General features: G+C 66.3%; 23 protein-coding genes and 1 tRNA gene. 13 read left to right on the forward strand and 11 right to left on the reverse strand.

Going from position 1 to position 22,199, the window contains the following annotated elements; translation table 11 throughout:
- Nucleotides 1-5: 5 nt before the first annotated feature.
- From NO978_RS12925 to NO978_RS12935, 3 genes are all read right to left on the reverse strand, one after another.
- Nucleotides 6-1,175, reverse strand: coding sequence for an alpha-1 4-glucan-protein synthase (locus tag NO978_RS12925; protein WP_257300006.1), 1,170 nt, complete (start codon nucleotides 1,173-1,175; stop codon nucleotides 6-8).
- Between the two features lie 152 nt (nucleotides 1,176-1,327).
- Nucleotides 1,328-2,221: a DUF726 domain-containing protein gene (locus NO978_RS12930; protein ID WP_257300007.1), complete on the reverse strand. Its 894-nt coding sequence runs from the start codon at nucleotides 2,219-2,221 to the stop codon at nucleotides 1,328-1,330.
- Between the two features lie 223 nt (nucleotides 2,222-2,444).
- The gene (locus tag NO978_RS12935; protein WP_257300008.1) at nucleotides 2,445-3,101 is read right to left on the reverse strand and encodes a MaoC family dehydratase; all 657 of its coding nucleotides are present in this window, start codon (nucleotides 3,099-3,101) and stop codon (nucleotides 2,445-2,447) included.
- A 215-nt stretch (nucleotides 3,102-3,316) separates the two neighbouring features.
- Between NO978_RS12935 and NO978_RS12940 the strand changes: the two genes are divergently transcribed.
- From NO978_RS12940 to NO978_RS12960, 5 genes are all read left to right on the forward strand, one after another.
- Nucleotides 3,317-3,643, forward strand: a complete 327-nt coding sequence (locus NO978_RS12940) for an AbrB/MazE/SpoVT family DNA-binding domain-containing protein (RefSeq protein WP_257300009.1) — start codon at nucleotides 3,317-3,319, stop codon at nucleotides 3,641-3,643.
- Nucleotides 3,636-4,124, forward strand: a complete 489-nt coding sequence (locus NO978_RS12945; protein WP_257300010.1) for a hypothetical protein — start codon at nucleotides 3,636-3,638, stop codon at nucleotides 4,122-4,124. Before NO978_RS12940 ends, NO978_RS12945 begins: the two co-directional genes overlap by 8 nt.
- Nucleotides 4,125-4,170: 46 nt before the next feature.
- Entirely contained in the window at nucleotides 4,171-4,725 is a 555-nt protein-coding gene (locus NO978_RS12950) for a poly(R)-hydroxyalkanoic acid synthase subunit (RefSeq protein WP_257300011.1), read from the forward strand.
- Between the two features lies 1 nt (nucleotide 4,726).
- Nucleotides 4,727-6,100 carry a class III poly(R)-hydroxyalkanoic acid synthase subunit PhaC gene (phaC, locus tag NO978_RS12955; protein WP_257300012.1) on the forward strand — a complete coding sequence of 458 codons (1,374 nt, stop codon included), beginning with the start codon at nucleotides 4,727-4,729 and terminating at the stop codon, nucleotides 6,098-6,100.
- 221 nt (nucleotides 6,101-6,321) lie between these two features.
- Entirely contained in the window at nucleotides 6,322-7,065 is a 744-nt protein-coding gene (locus NO978_RS12960) for a beta-ketoacyl-ACP reductase (protein WP_257300013.1), read from the forward strand.
- 58 nt (nucleotides 7,066-7,123) lie between these two features.
- On the opposite strand, the gene NO978_RS12965 is transcribed toward NO978_RS12960, so the two are convergent.
- Together NO978_RS12965 and NO978_RS12970 are read right to left on the reverse strand one after the other, a co-directional pair.
- Nucleotides 7,124-7,843, reverse strand: coding sequence for a DUF3267 domain-containing protein (locus NO978_RS12965; protein WP_257300014.1), 720 nt, complete (start codon nucleotides 7,841-7,843; stop codon nucleotides 7,124-7,126).
- 73 nt (nucleotides 7,844-7,916) lie between these two features.
- A complete protein-coding gene (locus NO978_RS12970; RefSeq protein WP_257300015.1) occupies nucleotides 7,917-9,143 on the reverse strand; it encodes an orc1/cdc6 family replication initiation protein in 1,227 nt (408 codons plus the stop codon).
- A gap of 703 nt (nucleotides 9,144-9,846) precedes the next feature.
- Here NO978_RS12970 and NO978_RS12975 point away from each other — a divergent pair.
- Both NO978_RS12975 and NO978_RS12980 read left to right on the forward strand, forming a co-directional pair.
- Entirely contained in the window at nucleotides 9,847-11,001 is a 1,155-nt protein-coding gene (locus tag NO978_RS12975) for a thiolase family protein (RefSeq protein WP_257300016.1), read from the forward strand.
- The gene (locus NO978_RS12980) at nucleotides 10,998-11,357 is read left to right on the forward strand and encodes a nucleic acid-binding protein (protein WP_257300017.1); all 360 of its coding nucleotides are present in this window, start codon (nucleotides 10,998-11,000) and stop codon (nucleotides 11,355-11,357) included. The genes NO978_RS12975 and NO978_RS12980 overlap by 4 nt, the downstream gene beginning before the upstream one ends.
- A 53-nt stretch (nucleotides 11,358-11,410) precedes the next feature.
- Here NO978_RS12980 and NO978_RS12985 read toward each other — a convergent pair whose 3' ends face one another.
- Nucleotides 11,411-12,250 (reverse strand): hypothetical protein, encoded by an 840-nt coding sequence (locus tag NO978_RS12985; RefSeq protein ID WP_257300018.1) that lies wholly within the window; start codon nucleotides 12,248-12,250, stop codon nucleotides 11,411-11,413.
- A 154-nt stretch (nucleotides 12,251-12,404) separates the two neighbouring features.
- Here NO978_RS12985 and NO978_RS12990 point away from each other — a divergent pair, with 154 nt between their 5' ends.
- Nucleotides 12,405-13,094, forward strand: a complete 690-nt coding sequence (locus tag NO978_RS12990) for a hypothetical protein (protein ID WP_257300019.1) — start codon at nucleotides 12,405-12,407, stop codon at nucleotides 13,092-13,094.
- A 4-nt stretch (nucleotides 13,095-13,098) separates the two neighbouring features.
- Here the strand turns inward: NO978_RS12990 and trxA are convergent, their stop codons facing one another.
- On the reverse strand, nucleotides 13,099-13,470 hold the full coding sequence (trxA, locus tag NO978_RS12995; protein WP_257300020.1) for a thioredoxin: 372 nt from the start codon (nucleotides 13,468-13,470) through the stop codon (nucleotides 13,099-13,101).
- 219 nt (nucleotides 13,471-13,689) lie between these two features.
- Between trxA and NO978_RS13000 the strand changes: the two genes are divergently transcribed.
- From NO978_RS13000 to NO978_RS13010, 3 genes are all read left to right on the forward strand, one after another.
- Nucleotides 13,690-15,933 carry a hypothetical protein gene (locus tag NO978_RS13000; protein WP_257300021.1) on the forward strand — a complete coding sequence of 748 codons (2,244 nt, stop codon included), beginning with the start codon at nucleotides 13,690-13,692 and terminating at the stop codon, nucleotides 15,931-15,933.
- A 92-nt stretch (nucleotides 15,934-16,025) separates the two neighbouring features.
- Entirely contained in the window at nucleotides 16,026-16,424 is a 399-nt protein-coding gene (locus NO978_RS13005) for a thioesterase family protein (RefSeq protein WP_257300022.1), read from the forward strand.
- Nucleotides 16,425-16,484: 60 nt separating this feature from the next.
- Nucleotides 16,485-17,222 carry a ribonuclease H-like domain-containing protein gene (locus NO978_RS13010; protein ID WP_257300023.1) on the forward strand — a complete coding sequence of 246 codons (738 nt, stop codon included), beginning with the start codon at nucleotides 16,485-16,487 and terminating at the stop codon, nucleotides 17,220-17,222.
- A gap of 165 nt (nucleotides 17,223-17,387) precedes the next feature.
- On the opposite strand, the gene NO978_RS13015 is transcribed toward NO978_RS13010, so the two are convergent.
- Entirely contained in the window at nucleotides 17,388-17,828 is a 441-nt protein-coding gene (locus NO978_RS13015) for a TIGR00725 family protein (RefSeq protein WP_257300024.1), read from the reverse strand.
- Between the two features lie 95 nt (nucleotides 17,829-17,923).
- Between NO978_RS13015 and NO978_RS13020 the strand changes: the two genes are divergently transcribed.
- Nucleotides 17,924-18,820 carry a hypothetical protein gene (locus NO978_RS13020; protein WP_257300025.1) on the forward strand — a complete coding sequence of 299 codons (897 nt, stop codon included), beginning with the start codon at nucleotides 17,924-17,926 and terminating at the stop codon, nucleotides 18,818-18,820.
- A gap of 205 nt (nucleotides 18,821-19,025) precedes the next feature.
- Here NO978_RS13020 and NO978_RS13025 read toward each other — a convergent pair.
- The 3 genes from NO978_RS13025 to pgk all read right to left on the reverse strand — a co-directional run bounded on the left by NO978_RS13025 (nucleotide 19,026) and on the right by pgk (nucleotide 20,801).
- A tRNA-Thr gene (locus tag NO978_RS13025) sits at nucleotides 19,026-19,099 on the reverse strand.
- A 12-nt stretch (nucleotides 19,100-19,111) separates the two neighbouring features.
- Nucleotides 19,112-19,600: a GNAT family N-acetyltransferase gene (locus tag NO978_RS13030; protein ID WP_257300026.1), complete on the reverse strand. Its 489-nt coding sequence runs from the start codon at nucleotides 19,598-19,600 to the stop codon at nucleotides 19,112-19,114.
- On the reverse strand, nucleotides 19,590-20,801 hold the full coding sequence (pgk, locus tag NO978_RS13035; protein WP_257300028.1) for a phosphoglycerate kinase: 1,212 nt from the start codon (nucleotides 20,799-20,801) through the stop codon (nucleotides 19,590-19,592). The genes NO978_RS13030 and pgk overlap by 11 nt, the downstream gene beginning before the upstream one ends.
- A gap of 413 nt (nucleotides 20,802-21,214) precedes the next feature.
- Here pgk and NO978_RS13040 point away from each other — a divergent pair, with 413 nt between their 5' ends.
- Nucleotides 21,215-22,165 carry a branched-chain amino acid ABC transporter permease gene (locus NO978_RS13040; RefSeq protein WP_369684143.1) on the forward strand — a complete coding sequence of 317 codons (951 nt, stop codon included), beginning with the start codon at nucleotides 21,215-21,217 and terminating at the stop codon, nucleotides 22,163-22,165.
- The last annotated feature ends 34 nt before the right edge of the window (nucleotides 22,166-22,199 follow it).

The raw sequence follows: 22,199 nt of genomic DNA on the forward strand, positions 1-22,199 counted from the left end.
ACTGCTCAGTCGTCCGCCGTCGCCGTGACCGGTTCGTGGCCCGCCACGGGTGCGAGTTCGTCGAGGCAGTCGAGCCAGTCGAGGCAGTACTCGCCGACGTAGTTGAGGAACTCACCGTTCTGGTAGTCGTCGAACTCGCCCTCGACGAGGGCGTCGGCCATAGCGGCCATGACGCCGGCGTAGGTGTCCGCGTCCGCGCCCTCGCCGTCGACGACCTCCCAGAAGTGCTCGTTGCACTCCAGCCCGGCGACCTCGTTCGTGAGGTCGTCGAACGTCGAGCGCGGGGCCTTGTTGTGCTCGCAGAGCGGGTCCCCGTTCAGGACTTGCCCGCCGAGCACGTCGGCCGCGCGCTTGAGGAACACGCCCGACCAGATGTCGTCGAACCGGCCGACGTTCCACGGATTGTCGTCCATCGGGCACTGGTAGAACGCCGGAACGACCTCGCGGCGGAACGCGAGGTTCATCGAACAGACAGTGAGGTAGTTGTCCTCGGCGGCGACGAACTGCTCGCCGAAGTCGTCCGCGCCGGTCCGGGTCTGAGCCTGGCCCTGCAGGTCGCCATCCATCAGGATTCGAACCGCGTCGAGGTCCGGAACGTTCGTCCAGAGGCCCTGCGAGGCGACGACGTGGTCGACGGTCGTCGTGTCGGTCTCGACGGTTTCGTCCATCGCGGCGTAGGGGTAGCCACGCGGGTAGAGCCCGTGCTCGTCGGCGTTCTCGTACAGGACGTTTACCCACTGCTCGTCGGAGGCGACGCGCTCGACCTCGCCCTCGTAGGCGAGGTTGGCCATGTGCTGGCCGAAGAAGTCGTGGTCCTCGTGGGGCAGCGTGTCGTCGTCGATGAAGAAGCCGTACTCGAACTCGTTGTTCCAGAGGTAGAGCAGACCGAAGGAGGTCTGGGCATGACTCGCCGCCGGGACGAGGTGGCTGTACTCGCTGACGCCCTGTTCGTCGTACCACGCCTCGCGGTCGGATTCGTCGAACACGCGGCCCGAGACGTCGAGGTCGTCGAGCATCCCGCGCATGGCGTCCGCATCACAGAAGTCCTCGGTGACGAGGACGAAGTGGAGCCGGTCCGTCCCGAAGCCGTGGTCCCGTGCGTTCGCGACGTACGCGCGGATGCACTCGTACTCGCGGATGGTCGGGACGACGACGCAGATGTCCGCTGTTGTCATCGCTTACTACGAACCTGTTTAGGGCAGCCTAAAAGGCTGTCTATCTTAGGGCGGCCTAAGAACGCGGCGACGGCACTGCCGATGGGAAGGTGTGTTCGGCTCCGGTACCGAAAAACCCGCAGGTGGCTCCGCTTCCGTTCGTCTCTCGGGGTCTACCACTCCGAAACTACTTCGCTCACACAGCCATCGTCGGGGTAGTAGTACGAGAAGTGATCGGGGACGTAGTCGACGTTGTGGTCCTGGTAGTTACCCGGCTGGGTGCCCTCACACCCCTCCTCACCGACCGCGGAGTCGAACTCGGCGGTCGTGTACGCCCAGTTGAGTACGTCGTCGCCGTCCTTCCAGTAGTTGTCGACCTGCCCGACTGCGTCCGCGAGGTCCGGCCCGTAGCGGCCGCCGGTCGAGACAGCGTCGTTGTCGGCCGCCCCGCCGAGTAGCGAGACGGACTGGACGGCGTCGGTGATACCGTTCGCGTTCAGCAGTTCGATACATCGCAGCGTGACCCGCGCGCCGAGCGAGTGACAGACCAGCCGGATGGTCGTGTCTGGGTTGGCCTGCCGGTAGTCGTCGACGAAGTTCGCGAGCTTCTTGCCGTTCTCCTCGGCGATCTCGGTGGAGTCCCACCAGCCGAACACACTGGAGTCCGAGTCCCAGCTGAACCCGATGACTGCGCCGTCGTAGCCGTTGTCGCGGTAGGATGACTCGGCCGTCTGGAACCCCTCGATGGCGCTGTCCGGCTCGTTCATCCAGCCGTGGACGTGGACCAGAAGCTCGTCCGGCGCTACCGAGTCGAGACCCGGGATGTCCCCGACGGTGTCGTAGTCCCACTCGGTGTGGCCGTCGGCCAGATACACCGAGCCGTACCAGGTTATGTCGTAGTGTCCTCGCGTGGTCACCCGCGGATACGCGTCTGCTGACGCCGCTGCCTCGTCCGTCGCGGCGACCGCGAGTCCGGTCCCGGCTGCTGCGGTGGCTGCGGTACCGAGGAACCGTCGTCGGCTGACGTTCCGTGCGCCATGCTGTCTACTGTCATGCCCGTGTGACATTACCAACCGCAACTGGTGGATGGGATTTAAAACCCGACGGAATTCCGGAGAATAAAATTTGACTCTGTTCTCGAGTAATACAGCACTCCCTGCTGGCGGGTCCGTGGAACGGCGACCCTGCTGCCCACGCAGTTACTGCCGGTCGGTTACCGCCGACCGGTAACAGTACCACCGAACGCCGACGCGACCACGAGCCGGCGATGCCCGGCCGGACCGAGGCCGCTTATTCAGGGAGGTCGTCGATGAGGACGACCGCCTCGCCGTCGACGACGACCTGTTCGTCGTCCTCGATGACCGTCGAGAGCCGGTACTGGCCGTTGCCGAGGTCCTCCAGAATCTCGACCGTCGCGGTCACCCGGTCGCCGATGCCGACAGGGCCCTCGAAGGTCAGCTCCTGCGAGAGGTAGATCGTGAGACCGGGGAGTCGGGCCAGCGCCGCGCTCACGAGCCCCGAGACGAGCGTCCCGTGGGCGATTCGCCCGCCGAAGCGCGTGGTGGCGGCGAACTCGTCGTCGAGGTGGAGTCTGTTCGTGTCACCGCTGGCGGCCGCGAACGCGCGGACGTCGTCCTCGCTGAGCTGCTTGGAGAACACGACCGTGTCGCCGACGGTGATGTCGGCAGCGTGCTCGACGGTCCGCTCGAAGGTCCAGTCGGCGTGTTCGTACGCCACGGACGGCACTGACGGCTCGACTATCTCGTTCTCGTCCGTCGTTGTCGTCTCCTCCGTGTCCGCCGACGACGATTCCGCACCTGGTGCGAAGGCCGCGAAGGCCGCTCGGTTCGCCGCCGTCGCCCCCTTGACGGCGTTCTCCGCGAAACTGGTCCACGCCGTCGCCATCGCTGCAAATGGCGATGCTACGCGAGTCTCCTCTTCACTCATACCCGCCTGCTAAGACAGGCGTGCGTATCACTCCTTTGGCTCTGCCAAGGCCTGCAGACTCTCCGTCCGTTCCCGTCTGATACGACTGTGCGGTACGTCGCCCACCGGAGGTTTCAGGCCGTCACCGGACGGCCTGTTTCCACTCAATACCATTCAATGGTTCTCGTTGGTTCTCAGCGGAATCTTTATGCTCCCTGGCGGTGTACTACCTGTTGATGACGGACGATTCGCCGACGATGCCGTGGTCCCCGTTCATGCTCCAGCAGATGCAGGAGCAGATGCAGGAGGCGAGCGAGCAGATGATGGGGTCCCAGTCGGAGCTGTGGGAACAGTTCCTCAAGAGTGGGGCCGGTGGGTCGGACACGATGTCCGACCTGACCGCGATGAGCCGCGGCGCGGCGATGTTCAAGACCCGCGTCCAGAGCAGTGGTCGCATCAGCATTCCCGACGCCGAGCGCGAGGCGCTCGACATCGGTGAAGGCGACATCGTCCAGACGATAGTCATCCCAGTCAAACGCAACAACAGTGATTCCAATGAGTGAAACTACCCAGAACCCGATGAAGCCCGTCTTCCAGATGCAGCGCACGATGCTCGAGAGCAGCCAGCAGGCGACGCACGACGTCGTCGAGGCGCAGAAGGAAGCGGTCACCCAGATGACCGAGTCCGTCGAGCAGTACCAGACGCTCAGCGAGCAGAACGCCGAGATGTCGAAGAAGGCGCTCCACGCCTACTTCGACGCCGTCGAGTCCATGATGCCCGAGGACTCCGTCGAGTTCGACGAGTTCGAGCAGATGCTCGACGAGCAGTACGACGCGCTCACCGAGAACCAGGCCCAGATGATGGAGGCGGCCCTCGAGACGATGGAGGAGAACGCCGACGCCTTCGACCAGTACGCGGACAGCTACACCGAGGTCGTCGACAGCTCCTTCGACTCCTTCCTCGAGACGCACGAGCGCATGGAGGCCAGCTTCGAGGACGCGAGCGAGCAGCTCGAGGACGCAGCAGAGGAGCTCTCGGCCTGAGCCCCCGACGAGACCTTTTATAATCAGCGACACCCATCTTTAGACAATGACAGACTCATACCCCCAATCGACGGTGCCGACCGAGTGGAACGACTTCGTCTCGCGAATGAACGAGCAGTTCTTCGAGGCGATGGAGAAGAACATGGAAGCGCAGGCGCAGTTCGTCGAACAGTGGTCCGAAACGGTCGAAGGAACCGGAGCAGAGATGGGCGACCTCGACGAGAGCGTCGAGGGCTACAAGCGCGCCTACGAGGCCTGGATGGACGCCGCCGAGCAGATGGTCGAGCGGACCGAGGACGGCATGCAGGGCGAGGAAGTCGAGGCAGAGGAGTTCCGCGACATCTGGCTCAACACGGCGAACCAGGCGTTCAAGGAGGTCATGTCCACGAGCGCCTTCGCCGCCTGGACCGGCTCCAGCGTCGGCCAGATGCTCGAGATGCAACAGCAGGCCGACGAAGCCGCCGAGGACACGCTCCACACGCTCGGCTTCGCCACGGAGGGCGACGTCGTCGAGATCGGCGACCGCCTCGTCGAACTCGAACGCCGCCAGCACGCGGTCGAACAGAAGCTCGACCGTGTCCTCGAACACCTGGAGGAGTAAGATGCAGAACCCGTTCGCAGCAACACTCGACATGCAGCGCCAGGCCTGGGAGAACGCCGCCGAGGCGTTCGAGAAGGCCACAGTCGCACCCGACCGCGCCGACACCATTCAGGACGTCGATGTCGGCGAGACGCCCAGCGAGGTCGTCTACGAGGAGAACAAGCTCCGGCTGCTCCACTACGAGTCCCGCACGGACGAGCAGGAGCCGGTGCCCATCCTCATCGTCTACGCCCTCATCAACCGGCCGTACATCCTCGACCTGCAGCCCGACCGGTCGGTCATCCGGACGCTGCTCGACAACGGCTACGACGTGTACATGATCGACTGGGGCGAGCCGTCGAACCTCGACCGCTCGCTCACGCTCGACGACTACGTCAACCGGTACATCGACAACTGCGTCGACGAGGTGCGCCACCGCTCCGGGCAGGACGCGATCAACATCCTCGGCTACTGCATGGGCGGCACGATGTCGACCATGTACGCCGCACTCGAGCCGGAGAAGGTCCACACCCTCGCGCTGATGGCCGCCGGCCTCTGTTTCGCCGGCGACTCCGGCGTGCTCGAACTCTGGGGCGCCGAGGACTACTACGACCCCGAGAAGGTGACCGACACCTTCGGGAACGTGCCCGCGGAGTTCCTCGACGTCGGCTTCGCACTGATGGACCCCGTCCAGAACTACGTCACGAAGTACGTCCGGTTCTACGAGAACATGGAGGACGAGGACTTCGTGGAGAACTTCGCACGGATGGAGGAGTGGCTCGGCGACGGAATCGACGTCGCGGGCGAGACGTACAACGAGTTCATCCGGGACATTTACCAGGAGAACAAGCTCATGAACAACGAGCTGTACCTGGGTGGCGAACACGTCGACATCGACAACATCCAGATGCCGGTGCTCCAGATCGTCGCCGAGTACGACCACCTCATCCCGCCGGAGGCGTCGAAGCCGTTCAACGACGTGCTCGCGACGGACGACAAGACCATCATGGAGTTCCCCACGGGCCACATCGGGATGTCCGTCTCCTCGCGCAGCCACGCCGAACTCTGGCCCGACGTCTGCGACTGGTTCGGCGAGCGCATGGTCGAGGACACCGGCGACGTATCGACGACCGCCGTCGAGTCCGAGGCCGACGCGGCCGCGACCGAGGAGAGCGAGGATTCGAGCGTCGAGATCGAGGTCGAGGGCACGGAAAAGCCCGACCTCGAGGACATCGACGGCATCGGCCCGGCGTACGCAGAGCGTCTGCGCGACGCCGGCGTCGACTCCGTCGATGCGCTCGCGGCGGCCGACGCGGTCGAACTCGCCGAGTCGAGCGAGCTGCCGGTCTCCCGCGTCGAGGACTGGATCGACGCGGCGGCCGACCACACCGCGTAAGGACGGTCGAACACACTGCGGAAGCGGGCCGGCAAGCGACACCGTCGAGCCGACTATCTCCGGCGGAGCGGTGGCCGCTGCCGACTGGGTTTCTATCGTCTCACCGCCTGTCTGCGCTGAGGAATGTTTAAGTCTGTTTTTCGTGAACTACCTACATGGACGGGCGACCGGAGGGGAGCAGCTGCCCCGCCACCTGAGTCGCCCGCGCCCTGGAACTCATCATGCACATGGACGGACGCACATGCGTCATCACAGGCGCAGGACGCGGTATCGGACGCGGCATCGCTGAACACCTCGGCCGAGAGGGAGCGAACGTCGTGGTCAACTACCGGACGTCGGGCGAGTCGGCGGAGGCGGCCTGCGAGACGATTCGGCGCGAGGGCGGCGACGCCATCGCGTCGCAGGCGGACGTGACCGACATCGTCGAGGTCGAAGCCATGCGGGAGGAGGCCCACGACACCTTCGGCGACGTCGACGTCCTCGTCAACAACGCCGGCATCACGAAAGACACCCGGTTCGTGAAGATGTCCCGCGAGGACTGGGACACGGTGATGGACGTGAACCTCGGAGGGATGTTCAACTGCACCAAGACGTTCTACGACGACATCTGGGAGGCCGAGGAGGGCCGTCTCATCAACATCTCGTCCATCGTCGGCAAGCAGGGCAACTTCGGGCAGGCGAACTACGCCGCCGCAAAGGCCGGGATGTTCGGCTTCACCCGGACCATCGCAGTCGAACTCGCGAGCGGCGGTTCGACCGCGAACTGTGTCGCCCCCGGCTTCACCCGGACCGACATGCTCGAGAGCGTCCCCGAGGACGTCAAAGAGCGCATCGTCTCGCAGATCCCGCTCGGACGGTTCGCGGAGATCGAAGACATCGCCGCAATCGTCCGGTTCCTGGCGAGCGAGGAGTCCTCGTACATCACCGGCGAGGTCATCGACGCCAACGGCGGGATGGACCTGTAGTCGGTCACCGGCGTCGTCCATCTCCCGCGGCCGGCCGCACGTTCCGGAGCCGATGGCCTCACTCCGGTTCGTAGATGTACGACGTGTAGGCGTCGACGTCGTAGAACAGCGTGCCCGGCGGGAGCCCTCGCAGCCGCCAGACGACGAACAGATCGCCGACCGCGCCGCCGGTGTTCAGGACGAGCCCGAACCAGACGTACGGGACGTGTGGCCCCGGGATCAGGAGCAAGGCGACACCGAGTGGCGTGAGAACCACGAGCGGCGCGATCACGGCGACCGCGAGTTGACGCCGCGTCTGGAACTGCTCGAAGATTGCAGTGTAGAACGCGCCGAGCCGCGGGGCGACACCGAAGGAGACGCGGAACCCGAGCGTCCGGAACGCGAGCCCGTGGACGAACTCGTGGAGGGCGACCGTGCCGACGAGCGAGACGACCAACACCGTGCCGAACTCGATCCCGTCCACGCCGAGCGTGAACCCCTCGGCGGTCTCCTCGAAGACGACGAACGGGAGCGCGGTCTCGACGCCGCTCGTCGTGGTGGCCAGCCAGGCGAAGACGGCGAGTGCGACCGGGGCGACGACGACCGAGAGCAACGTGAGTGTCAGGGCGGAGTACCGGAACGGTGTCCCGGCACGGTAGCCGGCCCGTTTCGGGGGTTCGTACTCGTCGCTGTCCGGTGGTGTCGGTGGGCCATCGGCGGCTGTGGTGGCGTCGGCTGTGGCGGCGTCGGCGGCTGTCGCGGTGTCGGCGGACGCCGAGCCGTCCTGTGACGACGACATGAAACGGTGGTCTGTCTCCGGGAACAAATCTCTATGGGGCCGGTGTGGTCGGCGACTCGCGCGCCCCCGCAGATCAGCGGACCTCGTTCATGGTCGCGACCGTCCGCAGGTCGGAAAAGCGCTGCTGCATGTCGAGTTCGTCCTCCAGGGCGGTGAGCGCCGATTCGAGGGGCACGTCGAGCTCGTAGGAGTAGAAGTTCCCGCGCGAGCCGGAGCGGTTCTCCCGGGCGGTGAGGATACCGAGCATCCGCAGGTCCGAGAGGTGGTTGTGGACCGAGCGCTGGGCGAGGCTATCGACGCCGTACCCGTCGCAGATGTCCAGGTAGCGGTCGTAGATGGCCCGGCTCCGGCCGGGGGTGTCGCCCTCGGCGGCGATGGAGACGACCGCCAGCAACGCGAGGTGGCCGTGCTGGGTGAGCTGGCGGATGCCCTCCTCGACGCGCTCGCGTTCGAGTTCGTGCCGTGCCGCCTCGACGTGGCGCTCCGAGACGCGGTCGTCGTCGCCGTTCTCGGCCTGCTCGGCCGCGAGCAGGAGGAGGTCGAGCGCCTGCCGTGCGGAGCCACGGTCCTTCGCGGCGAGTGCCGCACAGAGTCTGACGACGGCCTCGTCGTAGGTGTCCTCGCGCAGCGCGATCTCCGCACGCGAGGAGAGGATGTTCGTCAGCTCCTGGGCGTTGTACGGCGGGAACTGGAGTTCGCGCTCACAGAGCGTGTCCTGGACGCGGGGGTCGAGCTGGTCGCGGAACTTGAAGTCGTTCGAGATGCCGATGATGCCGACCTTCGCGTCCTCGAGGTCGCCCTTCGACCGGGCCCGAGGGAGCTCGTACAGCAGCTCGTCGCGGTCGCCGATGGCGTCGATCTCGTCGAGGACGAGGAGGATGGTGCCGCCGACCTCGTCGAGCTCCTCGTAGAGCTTGTTGAAGACGGTCTGCTGGGGGTAGCCCGTGGTGGATATCCCCCCGCCGTCGGGCCGCAGCTCGTTGACGAGTTCGACCGCGACCTGGTACGACGACGAGAGCGGCTTGCAGTTGAGCGAGACGACGGAGAGGTCCACGTCGTCGTACTCCTCGACGTCGTCCTGTAGTAGCGACAGCAGGTACTCGGTGACGGCGGTCTTCCCCACGCCGGTGTTGCCGTAGAGGAAGACGTTGTTCGGTTCCCAGCCGTCGACGACCGGCTGGAGCGCGTCCATGTACGCCTCTATCTCTTCGTCCCGCTCTTCGATGCTGTCGGGCTGGTAGCTCTCCCGAAGAGCGTCCTTGTTTGCGAAGATGGCGCGCTTGCGCTCGAACCGGCGCATACCCTTCTGGTGTGACTCCGGGTATAAAAGAACCTCCTTTGCAAGTGATTCAAGTGTTTCGTGTGAACCGTCACGGTCGTTCACGTCCACAGTCGAGGTGGTTGGTGAGAGGTCACACGAGACACACCCCTCACAGACACCACTGTTGCAAGTGAAGCTAGGAAGGAAGGGGTACCTAGTAAGACAACACACCATCATTTCTGGTGAAACACTGACATTTCGTGGGCGGGTCGAGATGACCGACTGGCGCGGAGACGCACACCCACCGCCGATGCAAGTGAAATATTGACGCAGAGTGTCTGAGGACGGTAAATACGTGAGTAGCTGAATCTATCTCGAGAACTCGTCGATCTACCCCCACCCCCACCCGAATCCGGTTTCACTCGCAACGGTGGTGTCTCTGTGTCACGTCCCATCCCCGCCCTCGACGGCTTCACTTGCAACAGTGGTGTCTCTCTCCCCCTGCATCCGCGGAGAACCCTCGCTGGAGCAGTGTGGGTGTTCACTCGCAACGGTGGTGGGGGTGTATGGGCCGACTGACCTGCTTCACTTGCAAGGGTGGGGGGGCCGTGCGACTGCGCTGCGGTAGTGGGCCGGTCCGTCGATGCGGCTCCCCCTCGCTACCGCCGTCATCGAGCACGCGGCGGCGCAAGACGTGGTAGTGACGGGAATAACTAAACCAATGCCACGAGTGGAACCGGCTATGGACCGTGTAGCAGTCATCGGTGCCTCGATGACCGAGTTCGGACAACGGGACTCGTGGGTGATGGACCTGCTCGCCGAGGCGGGGGAGGCCTGTCTCGACGACGCCGGGGTCGCACCCCACGAGGTCGAGCACCTGTACGTCTCGAACATGGCAAGTGGGGAGTTCGAGGGACAGACGGGAGTGATGAACGCGTTGGCGCACGACCTCGACGTGCTGCCGGCGTACAGCCAGCGGGTCGACCAGACTTCCTCCTCCGGTGGGGCGGGCATCTACGCGGCGTGGCAGTCCATCGCCTCCGGCGCGTCCGACATGACGTTGCTTGTCGGCGGCGAGAAGATGACTCACCGGACGACCGGCGAGGCCACGGACGTCATCGCCTCCATCACGCATCCGGTCGAGTACAAACACGGCGTCACGCTGCCGAGCTTCGCCGGCCTCACCGCGCGGCACTACCTCGAACGGTACGACGCCCCGCGAGAGTCGCTCGCGAAGGTCGCCGTGAAGAACCACAGGAACGGCCTGGACAACCCGCACGCGCAGTTCCAGAAGGAGGTCGACCTGGAGACGGTGATGGAGTCGCCAATCGTCGCCGACCCCCTCCGGCTGTACGACTTCTGTCCCATCACGGACGGCAGTGCGGCGCTCATGTTCTGCCCGGAGTCAGTGGCCGAGCAGTACACCGACGACTACGCCATCGTGACCGGCGTCGCGGGCGCGACGGACACGCACGTCGTCCACGAGCGCGAGGACCCGACCGTGATGGGTGGCGTCGTCGAGTCCGGGAAACAGGCCTACGAGATGGCCGACCTCGAACCCGAGGACGTGGACGTGGCGGAGCTCCACGACATGTTCACCATCCTCGAGTTCCTCCAGATGGAGGGTCTCGGCTTCGCGGAGCCGGGCAGCGCGTGGGAGCGCGTCGAAGCCGGCGAGACGGAGATCGACGGCGAACTCCCCATCAACACCTCGGGCGGCCTCAAATCGAAAGGCCACCCGCTCGGCGCGAGCGGCGTCGCACAGGGCTACGAGATCTACGCGCAGCTCGTCGGCGAGGCTGGCGACCGGCAGGTCGACGCGGACGTCGGCCTCGCCTGCAACGTCGGCGGGTTCGGGAACTGCGTCATCACCACCATCATGGAGGCAGCAGAATGACGATGGAAGCCTACCGGTACGAAGACGGCAGCATCACCTACCCGGGCCACACTATCGGCCCGAACGGCAGCGAGCCGGTCGGGACGGTCGACCTCAGCGAGTACGAGGCCGAGGTCATCACCTGGACGAACTCGACGGCGACCCCGCCGGGGGTTCGCCAGCCCAACGCGCTCGCAATCGTCGAGTTCGACGTCGACGGCGAGTCCGTCCGGGCCATCGGGCAGCTGACGACCGACGACGTGGAGACCGGTGAGACGGTCCGTCCCGTCTACGTCGAGGAGCTTCGCGACCCCGAGGCCGGTATCAAGGAACCGGAGAGCCAGGACTGGGACGGCTACCGGTTCGAACCGGTCTAGGTCGTCGGGGCGGTCGCAGAACACTCCTCGTCGTCCCCGCCCGGGCCTCACGGCTACTCGTCGGCACCGACTGGGCCGCGACCGTCGTCCCTGCCCGCTTCGTCCGTCCCAGTACTCCTGTCGCCCCTGCCGTCTCCGTCTACTCCGCCCGCACTCGCATCCTTCGGGTCGTCACTCGCGTCGTCGCTGTCGTCACTCGCGTCCTCCTCACTGTCAGTCCCGGCTGCATCGCCGCCGCTCGACCCGTCCTCGTACTGCTGTTTCAGCGTCTCCAGCTCGGCGTCGACGTCGATGGTCACCGGTTCGTCGTCCGCCTCGGCGTTCTCTGCGTCGCCGTCGGTCACGTCGATATCGGTGCTGTCGCCGCCGGCCGCCTCCTCGGCCTCCTCGAACTCGTCGAGCGTCCGGTCCTGTGTCCGGCTCGCCGTGAGCTGTTCCTGTATCTCCCGCCGGAGGTCCTGTGCCTCGGTCAGGATGCTCCGGGCCGATTCGTTCTCCGGGAGATCCGTTCCCTCCAGAACCGACTGGAGGTCCGCGAGCGCGTCCGAAGCGCGGGATAGCGTCTCGCGGCTGACGGACTCGGCAGTCGAGCGAGCACGGCCGCCGGCGTCGCGTCCACGTTCGCCCGCCCGGCGACCCCCCTCGGCGAGACGGATCGCTCGCTGGAGCGCCTCGAGCAGTCGGATATTCGTCTCGAGGATGGCGATGGTCGCGGGGATGGCGACCTCATCGGCGAACTCCATGAACTCGCGCGGCGTGGGCGGTCGCGGGATGCCAAGCGGTCCCGTCGGCGGCCGACGGCGCTGCTCGTCGAGCTGTTCCCTGAGAGCACGGAGCTCTGTCGCCAGCTCCTGGGCGTCGGCGGCGATGTCGTCGTCCCTGGAATCGCTCATACCGTCTCCTTATCGCGTAGCCGACAAAAACCATGCGCCGCCCCTCGCGCAGTCTCGTTCCCCGACTGACTCGTTTTCATCGGGTGTAACACGTTATTATAGTAAACCAATAGCCACAATATTTATTGCATCCTGTTTCTAATTCGACGAAAGAATGCGTACCGACCACGGTGGGGGGGTGCCCGGGAGCACTACGTTCGCACAGACGCTCTCGGCACTCAAACGCGAGGGCAGCAGCATTCTCCTGGTCGGGCGGACGAGTGCGACGGCACACCGTGCGGCCTGTCGCAGACTCATGGGCGACAGCGAGGAGCCCAGACAGCGTCTCTACGTCTTCACGACGGGGACCGAGACGTGCGGCCATGGGCCGTCCACGGAACAGCGCGGCGAGACGCGCGTCCTCAGCCAGGAGAACGAGGCCGGGGTCGCTGCGAGCCCCAAGGGCCTCCCGGACGACGTCACGGAGGCCGTTGTCGGCCCACAGCTCCTGAGCACGCTCGGGACGGCGATCATCGACGACCTCGACGACATGGAGAGCGAGCATGAGCTCGACCCGGGTGAACTACGGCTCTGCTTCGACTCGGTCACGCCGCTTCTCCGGGAGCACAAGTCACAGAACGTGTTCCGCCTGCTCCACATGGTCACGTCACGGACCAGGCAGGCCGACGGGATGGGGCACTTCCACCTGCCGCTCGACCGCGACAGCGACTACGTGCGGCTGCTCGAACCGCTGTTCGACGCCGTCGTGGAGGTCAGACGGACCGAGGAAGACGACGAAGTGCGCCTCGAACAGCGGTGGCATCTCCGCGACCGCGACGCGGAGAGCGGCTGGATCGAGATCTGACCGCTCAGCCGTGCTGTTCGATGAGACCGACGAGCGAGGATTTCTCCTGCACGCCGACCATCCGCTCGACGAGTTCGCCGTCCGCGTACAGCAGCAGGGTCGGAACGCCGCGGACGCCGTTCTCCTGTGCGAGCGCCTGTAGTTCGTCGATGTCGACCTTCGCGACGGTGGCGTTCGTCTCGGCCGCGATCTCCGCGACGACGGGTTCGAGCATCTTGCAGGGGCCACACCAGTCGGCGTAGAAGTCGACCAGAACGACGTCCTCGTCGGCGACCAGCGTCTGCAGGTGCGACTGGCTCTCGACGTGGACCGGCTCGGCCGTGTTCGTCGCGCTTGTGTCGGTGACGTCGTCGCTCGACTCTTCTACATCACTCATATCCGTCGCTACGGTCGGCCGACGTTTAACCGTTCGTCGGGTTGTCGGGGGCCTCGCACGACCGGCCCGGAGGCGTCGTGAGGGAGGGAACGCCGGCAACGGAACCCGAGAATACAGCCTCCTGGCGGCGCAGTCGCACGTATCGGGCCACGACTCACCGTTCGATATCGAACGAACCCTGATACCCCGACTGTGCGTACGCGTACAGGAGAGTCACCCATGGTCCAAGTAGGCATCGAGATACTCGCCGGCGTCGCAGTGACGATCCTCCTGATGCTCGTCTTCCTCGGCGTGGTCGTCATGTGGGACGTCGCGCTCGCGCTGCGAGACGTCGCGGAGAAGGTCGATTCGCTCGAGGACGACGTGGATTCGGATCTGGAAACGATAAACGGCACGTTGACCCGGATCCACGACAGCATGCGCGGTGAGGGACAGGCCCCGACCGCCGGCCAGGCCGCCGCCACCGCCGACGGACGCGGCGCCGCGGCAGACCGTCAGCCGCGGTCCCCGCCGGCACGCAGGGCGACCCGGAACGTCGCCGTTCCCGGGGTCGGCACGCCGACCGCGTCGAGCGGGCAGTCGACGGTGGGTGGTCTGCAGGCGGCACAGCCCTCGCCGGAGGGAGTCGTCGGCCGGGTGCAGCTGGCCGACGATCGGACCGGGCGGAACGGATCCGACGCGGCAGCACCTGCGGGCGCTTCGTCGGCCGCGGGTACGTCGGCCGACCCGGGAGCCAATCCGACCGAGGGTGTGGATGCGCGCAGTGCCGACATCGACGAGTCCGGCCCGGACGGGGACGGCGAGCAGTCGATGGACGAGACAGATGCGGATTCGACCACGGGTGAGAGAGAGACGGCGGCCGAGCCGGGTGACACGGCCGCAGACAGCGCTCGGGAGGACGACGGGGCAGCTGACGAAGAGCCCGTCGACGAGGCTGTCGAGGGTGACGCCCACGCGTCGGACGTCACGGACGAGCTGGGCGGCGAAGACGAAGCTGCCGGCGCGAGCGAGGCGAGCGTAGAGGGCGACACCGACGGGGAAGACGACGAGGTGGATGCCGAGCAGACGGACGGGGACGCCCATGCGAGCGACGCCGAGGACGGCCGCGGCGCAGACATCGGCCACACGGAGGACGGAGCTCCCGATACGGTCGACGGCGCGACCGACGAGACCGAACCGGACGACGACCAGGATACCGCGAGCACCGACGGCTCCGATACAGACGCCGACGAAGCCGACGGCTCTGACGACGCGGCTGCCGAGGCTGGCGCGACGGCCGACCCCGAGCTGGACGGCTCCATCGTGCAGCTGCTCGACGACGAGAACGAGCAGACGGCGGAGGGATTCGAACCGGACGACTCCGCGACCGAGGCGGTTCGAACCTTCGGCCAGGACGCCCAGACGAACCGGGGGATGGGCGCGTCTCCCGACCTGTTCACGGACGCGGACACTGACGGAGACGGTGGTGCGGGCCGATTCGAGACGTCCGCCGACGAACCGTGGTACGCGACTCAGTTCGAATCCCACCCACGCTCGACCGGTGCGATCGCGGAGACGAGCGAGCACGCTCCGGAGGTGGGGCCAGACGACGCGGACGCTGCTGCGGGGACCGCACCGCCGCTCTCCGACTTCGACGACGAGCCGGTCGGGACGGCAGACACGGAGCCTGCGGGCACGGGCGACTCGAACGGTCTCACGGACCCAGCCAGTTTCGAGGACACTGTGGATACCGATACCTCGGTCGCGGGAGGGTCCGCGCAGGACGAGACGAACGCAGCAGCAGCCGGTCGCGCCGACCCGGAGCCTCACGCCGACCCCGAGACGGTCACAGCCGCAGTCGTGCAGGGCTCCGACGGTCCGGAGGGCGAGGACGGCGACCACGAGAACGATGACACGGCGCCCGATGCCGAGAGCGGCGACGCCCCGAGCGCCACGGCCTTCGGTATCGAGCACGACACTGTCGGCTCGGTCGACAGCGATGGCGGCGTGGACGCAGCTGAGCCGGCCGACCCCGGAACCGACGAGCCGGCGGGCGTCGGTGACCTCGTCGAGCAGGAGCTGACGACGCTCACTCAGGAGGTCGGTGGGACGAGCATCTCCCCGGACGTGAGTTCGCTGCCGCTGCCCCAGGGGGCCGAAGAGCTCGACGACACCGAGTACACGTTCCCGCTGTCGGGCGAGGCGTACGGGCTCACCGCCAGCGCCGAGAACGAGGTCGCGCGGCTGAAGCTGGTACCCGACGGTGGGTCCGAGTTCTCCGGGTCGAGCGAGCAACTGCTCCGGTACCAGTTCCGGAACTACCTGGGACGGGAGGAGAGCGAACACGCCGAGTTGCAGGTCGACGACGATGGCGTCGTCGTGGTCGAGATTCCGGGCGCGACGGGCGAGGCACTCGACAGCTGGGCCGATGCGCTCATCCAGATCACCGACCGGACGCTGTACCTCGCCAGAAGCGAGGACTGAACGACCGGACGGTCGGCTTCACCCCGTCTGCCTGCACACCGAAGCCTGGCCGCTACCGCAAGACGCAGGTGCCTCGGGTGGCGACGGTGGGTATGCGCGAACACCCGTTCACCGTCGATATCGACGTCCGATACAACGACGTCGACCTGCTTGGCCACGTGAACAACGCCATCTACTCCTCCTACCTCGAGGCGGCACGCGTCGAGTACCTCCCCGAGGTGCTCGGGACGCCGGAGTCCCTGGAGAGCGTCCTCGCCCACCTCGAGATCGACTTCCAGCGACCGATCACCCTGGAGGACGAGGTGACGGTCGCCATCTGGGTCACCGACATCGGCACCTCGACCATCCACTTCGCGTACGAGGTCCGCGCGTCGGGCGAGGTCGCGGCGACGGCCGAGACGGTCCAGGTCGCCTACGACCCCGAGGCGAAGGAGTCCAGACCGGTCCCCGAGGAGTGGCGCGAGCGTATCGAGGCGTTCGAGGACCTCTGACGGGGCGAATCCGGGCCGGCGGAACGACAGCTTTTCTATCCGCGTGACCGAGGTACGACCGTGCGAATCGAGAACAGCTTCATTCCGGTCCGGGGCGTCGGTGAGCAGACCGAACGCGAGCTCTGGCGCGCCGGCATCACCCACTGGAACGACTTCGACGGCTCGGTCGTCGGGGCGACGACGGCCGACCGCATCGAGACGTTCATCGAGACGGCCACCGACCGGCTGGACGCGGGCGACAGCCGCTTCTTCGACGAGCAGTTCCCCAGCAGCGAGCGCTGGCGGTTCTACGAGAACTTCCGGGGCGACACCTGCTTCTTCGACATCGAGACGACCGGGCTCTCGCAGGAGCGCGACGACGTGACGACCGTCTCGTTCCACCAGGACGGCGAGACGACGACGCTCGTCCAGGGCGACAACCTGACCGCGGGCGCGCTCCGCGAGCAGTTCGACGACGCGGCGCTCGTCGCCACCTTCAACGGGGCACGCTTCGACGTGCCGTTCCTCGAGACCTCGTTCGACGTCGACGTCGACGTGCCACACGTCGACCTGATGTACCCCTGCAAACGGCTGGGGCTGACTGGTGGCCTCAAGAGCATCGAACAGGAGGTCGGCATCGGACGGGACGAGCCAGACATCACCGGCCAGGACGCGGTCCGACTCTGGCACGAGTACGAGCGCGGGAGCGAGGAGGCACTCGACACGCTCGTCCGCTACAACCGCGACGACGCGAAGAACCTCCAGACGCTGATGGACGTGGTGGCCGACGGGCTGCACGCGCGAGTGTTCGAGGAGTGAGTCGCCGTCCGAAAACTGTCGGCAGTGGGGTCAGGAGGCGTCGGGCAACACCTCCGTCGGGTTTCGGTCAGAGTGGGCGGGTCCAGTGCCGACACCGCACCCTACAGCCGGACTGTCAATAAACGCACCTATAACTACAACAGTCGCTTTCGTCACCGAGTAGCATCACGCGTGGGCTTCGACGTGGTCGACCGCGGCGACCGGTGTGTCGACTTGTCTCACGCCCTGCACGTCGTGTGTCCCCAACCCCGCGATCGGTCGGTCGTAGACGGCCGCGAGGCCGAGTTCCGAGAGCGTCCCCGGGCCACCGTCGATGGCGACGACCGCGTCACCGTTCATCACCACCAGCGCGTTCCGGGCGTGGCCGAGGCCCGTCGCGATGGGCACGTCGACGAACTCGTTCGCCGCCGCGATCTCATCGCCGGGGAGGATGCCGACGGTCCGGCCACCGGCCCCGCTCGCGCCCTCACAGACACCGCGCATCACACCACCGAGCCCACCACAGACGACTGTATGGTCGCGCTCCGCGAGCAGCCGGCCGACCGTCACGGCCTGTTCGTACGCGGCCGCCGAGACGCTACTCCCACCGATGACACTCACTCGCATGGCTACTTCGACGGCCGGCGCGTGTACGTCGGTTTCGGTCCGTTTTCCTCACGCAAGCATGACAATTTATACGCTCGCACCGCGGCGGAACGCGTATGGGTGCAATCTCCGCGGCGAAACACGCCGGCTCGGCGCTGGCACGGAACCCCATCCTGTTCCTCGTCGCCACCGCGTTCGCCATCGTACAGCTGCCCCAGATACTCCTCCAGTGGAGCGGTTTCCCCCTCGTCGCGTCGCTGCTCAACCTCGCGACGGTCGTCGTCGTCCCGTTCCTCATCGGCGGTATCTACGGGATGGCCGAGGAGGGCCTCGACGGGACCACGTCACTGACGACGTTCGTGCGCGCGGGCCGCGAGAACTTCGTCTCGCTGCTCGTCGCCGCCATCTTCTTCGCGCTGGCCGTCTTCGTGGTGGCCTTCGTCGCCATCATCGTGGTGGGGTTCGTCACCCTCCTGACGGTCGGCATCTCCGGCATCGAGGGCGGCGTCAGCCCGACTGCACTCGTCGTCCCGGCACTCGTCGGGTTCGCCTTCTTCCTCCTCTACCTCGCGACCGTCGTGTTCCTCCAGTTCTACGAGGCCGCAATCGTCGTCGACGATGCCGACGTACTCGACAGCCTCAAGCGGAGCTATCGGTTTGTCCGCGGCAACCTCCTCAGCACCATCGGGTTCACGGTCGTCCGGTGGGTGCCGGGCTTGCTGACCTCCCTCCTCACGGCCTACCTCGTGTTCACCAGCCTCGACATCGACCCCGACAACCTCGACTCGGTCGAACCCGGGACCGTCCAGAACGTCTACGCACAGCTCTCCGCCACCGATATCGGCATCATCGTGGCCACGACCCTCCTCACCGCCGGCATCGTCGGCGCGTTCACCCGGACCTACCTCATCGCGTTCTACGTCGACCACCGCGAGGCGACCGGGACAGTCGAGCAGTCCACCGACGAGCCCGACGACGACCTCTTCGACGACGAGTACGACACCATCGGGTAGCTCGACGGCTCGATTCCGCTGGCTGCTGTCGCCCGGTCTTGGCGTCGGCGTTGTCGGGTGGGATTTGAACCACGGCCGCTCCACTACGTTCCGCTCCCTGCTTCGAATCCACACCTGTGGCTTCCGCTGCTCACTTCCGCTCACGGGTCGCTCCGCTCCCCGTTCGCCATCGAGGCGACTCTGTCGCCTCGCTCTCGCTGCAGGAAGCCAAGGGTGGGATTTGAACCCACGAAGTCTCGATTACAAGTCGAGTGCATGCACCGCCCATGCTCCCTTGGCACGGTCCGCAACTCAGTCGTGGTCGTTGGCCTTAGTATGGCTTTCGACTCCGACGCGTTTTTCGAGGACGTAGCGATGGTCCGCGTAGCCCTGTTCGGAGTAGAACGACAGCGCGCGTGCGTTGTCCGCCATGACCTCGAGCTGCACGACGTCGGCGCCTCGCTCGCGGAGCGCCGCCTCGGCGGCCGACAGCAATGCAGCACCGCGGCCCGCCCCGCGGTACCCGGGCACGACGTAGAGGTTGCTCACGAGCCCGCGGACGGCGTCGACGCTCAGATCGGTGTCGGTGCGCTCGAAGGAGACGAAGCCGACGATGTCGTCGTCGGTACGGTCGACGAGCACCGAGCCGTCGACCACGTGACGTGCGAGCCGCTCGCGCATCGTGGTCCGGTTCTCCGTCGGTCTGACGTGGGTGCCGTGGGGTCGTTGCTCGCTCGCGAGGTCGACCCACAGGTCGACGAGGGTGTCGAGTTCGTCCAGCGCGGCCGGTTCAATCGCCATCGTAGCCGTCGCGCAGCGCCTCGACGGCCGGGAGCGTCTGTCCCGTGAGCAGTCGGAGGCAGGCCCCGCCGCCAGTCGAGATGTGGCTGAACCCGTCGATACCGAGCTGTCGGATGGCAGCGGCCGTGTCGCCCCCGCCGACGATGCTGTACGGCACATCCGCAGCGGCCCGGTACAGCTCCTTCGTCCCGGTTGCGAACGTCGGGTCCTCGAACACGCCCGCGGGCCCGTTGAGGATGACCGTCTCGGCGCCGGCGAGCACGGACTTGTACATCCGCAGGGTCTCCGAGCCGATGTCCATCGCGGCTTCACCCTCGTTCCCGGGCAGTGCGTTGAGTCCGATCTCGTGTCGCTCGCCGTCGCGCTCGACAGCTACGTCCTGCGGGAAGCGGATGCGGTCGCCGTGGGCGTCCAGCAGGTCCGCGGCGCGGTCGATCTCGTCCCAGTACCCCTCGTCGTAGATGAAGTCGGCGCTGGCGTCGCCGATGTCGACGCCGTCGGCGAGCAGGAACACGTTGCCGACGACGCCCGCGGTCAGCACCTGGTCGGCGAGTCCGGATTCGAGCACGTTCCAGGCCACGTCGATGGAGTCGGAGACCTTCGCACCACCGAGGGCGTACACGCGGGGGCGCTCGGTGGCCTCGACGTCGGCGAGCACGTCGAGCTCCGACTCCATGACGCGCCCGGCGTAGCTGGGGAGGTGCTGCGGGAACCCGACGAGTGAGGGTTGCGAGCGGTGGGCCGCGGCGAAGGCGTCGTTGACGAAGGCATCGAGCGCGGGGGCGAGACCCGCGACGAGGTGGGTCTCGCCCGCCTCCTCGGGGTCGAACTCCATGTACTCCTCGGCGTAGAAACGGGTGTTCTCGAGGACCACGGCGGTGCCCGGTTCGAGGGACTCGACGGCCTCCCGGGCAGCAGTTCCGAAGTTGGCGTCGGCGTAGCTGACCGGGGCGTCGAGCAGTTCGTCGAGTCGCTCGGCGTGGGTCGCGAGCGTCTCGAACTCGTCACCGCCGGGGCGGCCCTGGTGTGCGAGCACGGCGACGCGGGCGTCCTTCTCGAGCAACTCGGAGAGCGTCTGCTCGTGGGCGCGGAGCCTGGCGTCGTCGGCGAGGCCCCCGTCGTCGAGCGGGCTGTTGATGTCGACGCGTACCCCGACTCGACGCCCGGCGACCGAGAGGTCGTCAAGGGTCCCTACCGGCATGGTTCGAGGTGTGGGGGGCCCGGTGAAAGAGTTTTCTTTGTGGGTCCATCCGGGGGGTCGGTCCACGGTGAACCGTATGGGACAGCGGCTGGTCGCGTGTGCGGCCGGATCGACCGTGCACTGAAATACGAGGACGGGAAGGTGGCATTGGGTAACAATCGCACGCAGCCGCGGAGATGAAACTGGTGTGTTGTCGGGCAAGATTTATCTATCTCCTTGTTCCGCTATGTGTGTAAGGGACATCCATGGGTGCATCAAGCACGTACGATAGGGCCCGCAGCCAGATAGTCGAGAAGCCGATGACGGCAGTACTGGGAATAATCGCAGTGCTGCTCGTCGTCGACCTCGTCAGACAGCTCACGATGGGGAACCTCACCATCGCACGAGTGATGAGTCTGGTTCTCGACGGAGTGCTGCGGGGCCTCGTCATAGGGTTGGCGGGCATCGGGCTCTCGATGACGTACAGTATTCTGAACTTCGCGAACTTCGCCCACGGTGATTACATCACGGCTGGGGCGTTCTCGGGGTGGGCCACTACGTACATCATCGCTGGTGGCTTCGGCTCCGCGGCCAACATCGGTTCGCTGGCGCTGGTGGGTGCCGGCGGTTCGGTGTTCGGTGGTGCACTCGGCATCAACGCCATCCAGACGCCGCTGGCCGTGTTCGCCGGGCTGGTGGTCTCCGGCGTGTTCACCATCGCGCTCGCACTCGCCATCGACAAGTTCATCTACAAACCGATTCGCGGCTCGGGTGGCATTCCGCTGCTCATCACGAGCGTGGGCGTGGCGTTCGCGCTCCGGTACGTCATCCAGTTCATGTTCGACTCGGGCACGCGCGGGACGACCAACACCGGGTCGCTCCCCGGTATTCGGCCCAACGTCATCGACGGGACGGTGGCGATCACTGCACACGACGTGCTGCTGATCGTCGTCGCCGGCGGCCTGATGCTCGGCGTCCACATCCTGCTCCAGCGGACGAAGCTGGGGAAGGCGATGCGTGCGATGTCGGACGACGAGGCGCTGGCGCGCATTACCGGTATCGCGACCGAGCGCGTCATCCGCTCGACGTGGATTATCGGCGGCGGCCTGACGGGCGTCTCCGGGTTCATGTTCGTGCTCTGGAAGGGCACGCTCAGCTGGAACGACGGCTGGCTGCTGCTGCTGCTCATCTTCGCGGCAGTCATCCTCGGCGGCATCGGTTCGGTGTACGGCGCCATCGCGGGCGGCCTGGTGATCGGGCTCACCGCCTCGACGGCGGTGATCTGGATCCCGTCCGGCTTCGCCCGTGCGGCGGCGTTCGGCGTGATGATACTCGTCCTGGTGGTGCGTCCGCAGGGCATCTTCGCAGGGAGGTCTACAGCATGAGCGACGACGAATCAGGGGGTGAGTACGGGCAGAG

It is taken from the genome of Haloarchaeobius sp. FL176, from assembly GCF_024609245.1.
Lineage (GTDB): Archaea > Halobacteriota > Halobacteria > Halobacteriales > Natrialbaceae > Haloarchaeobius.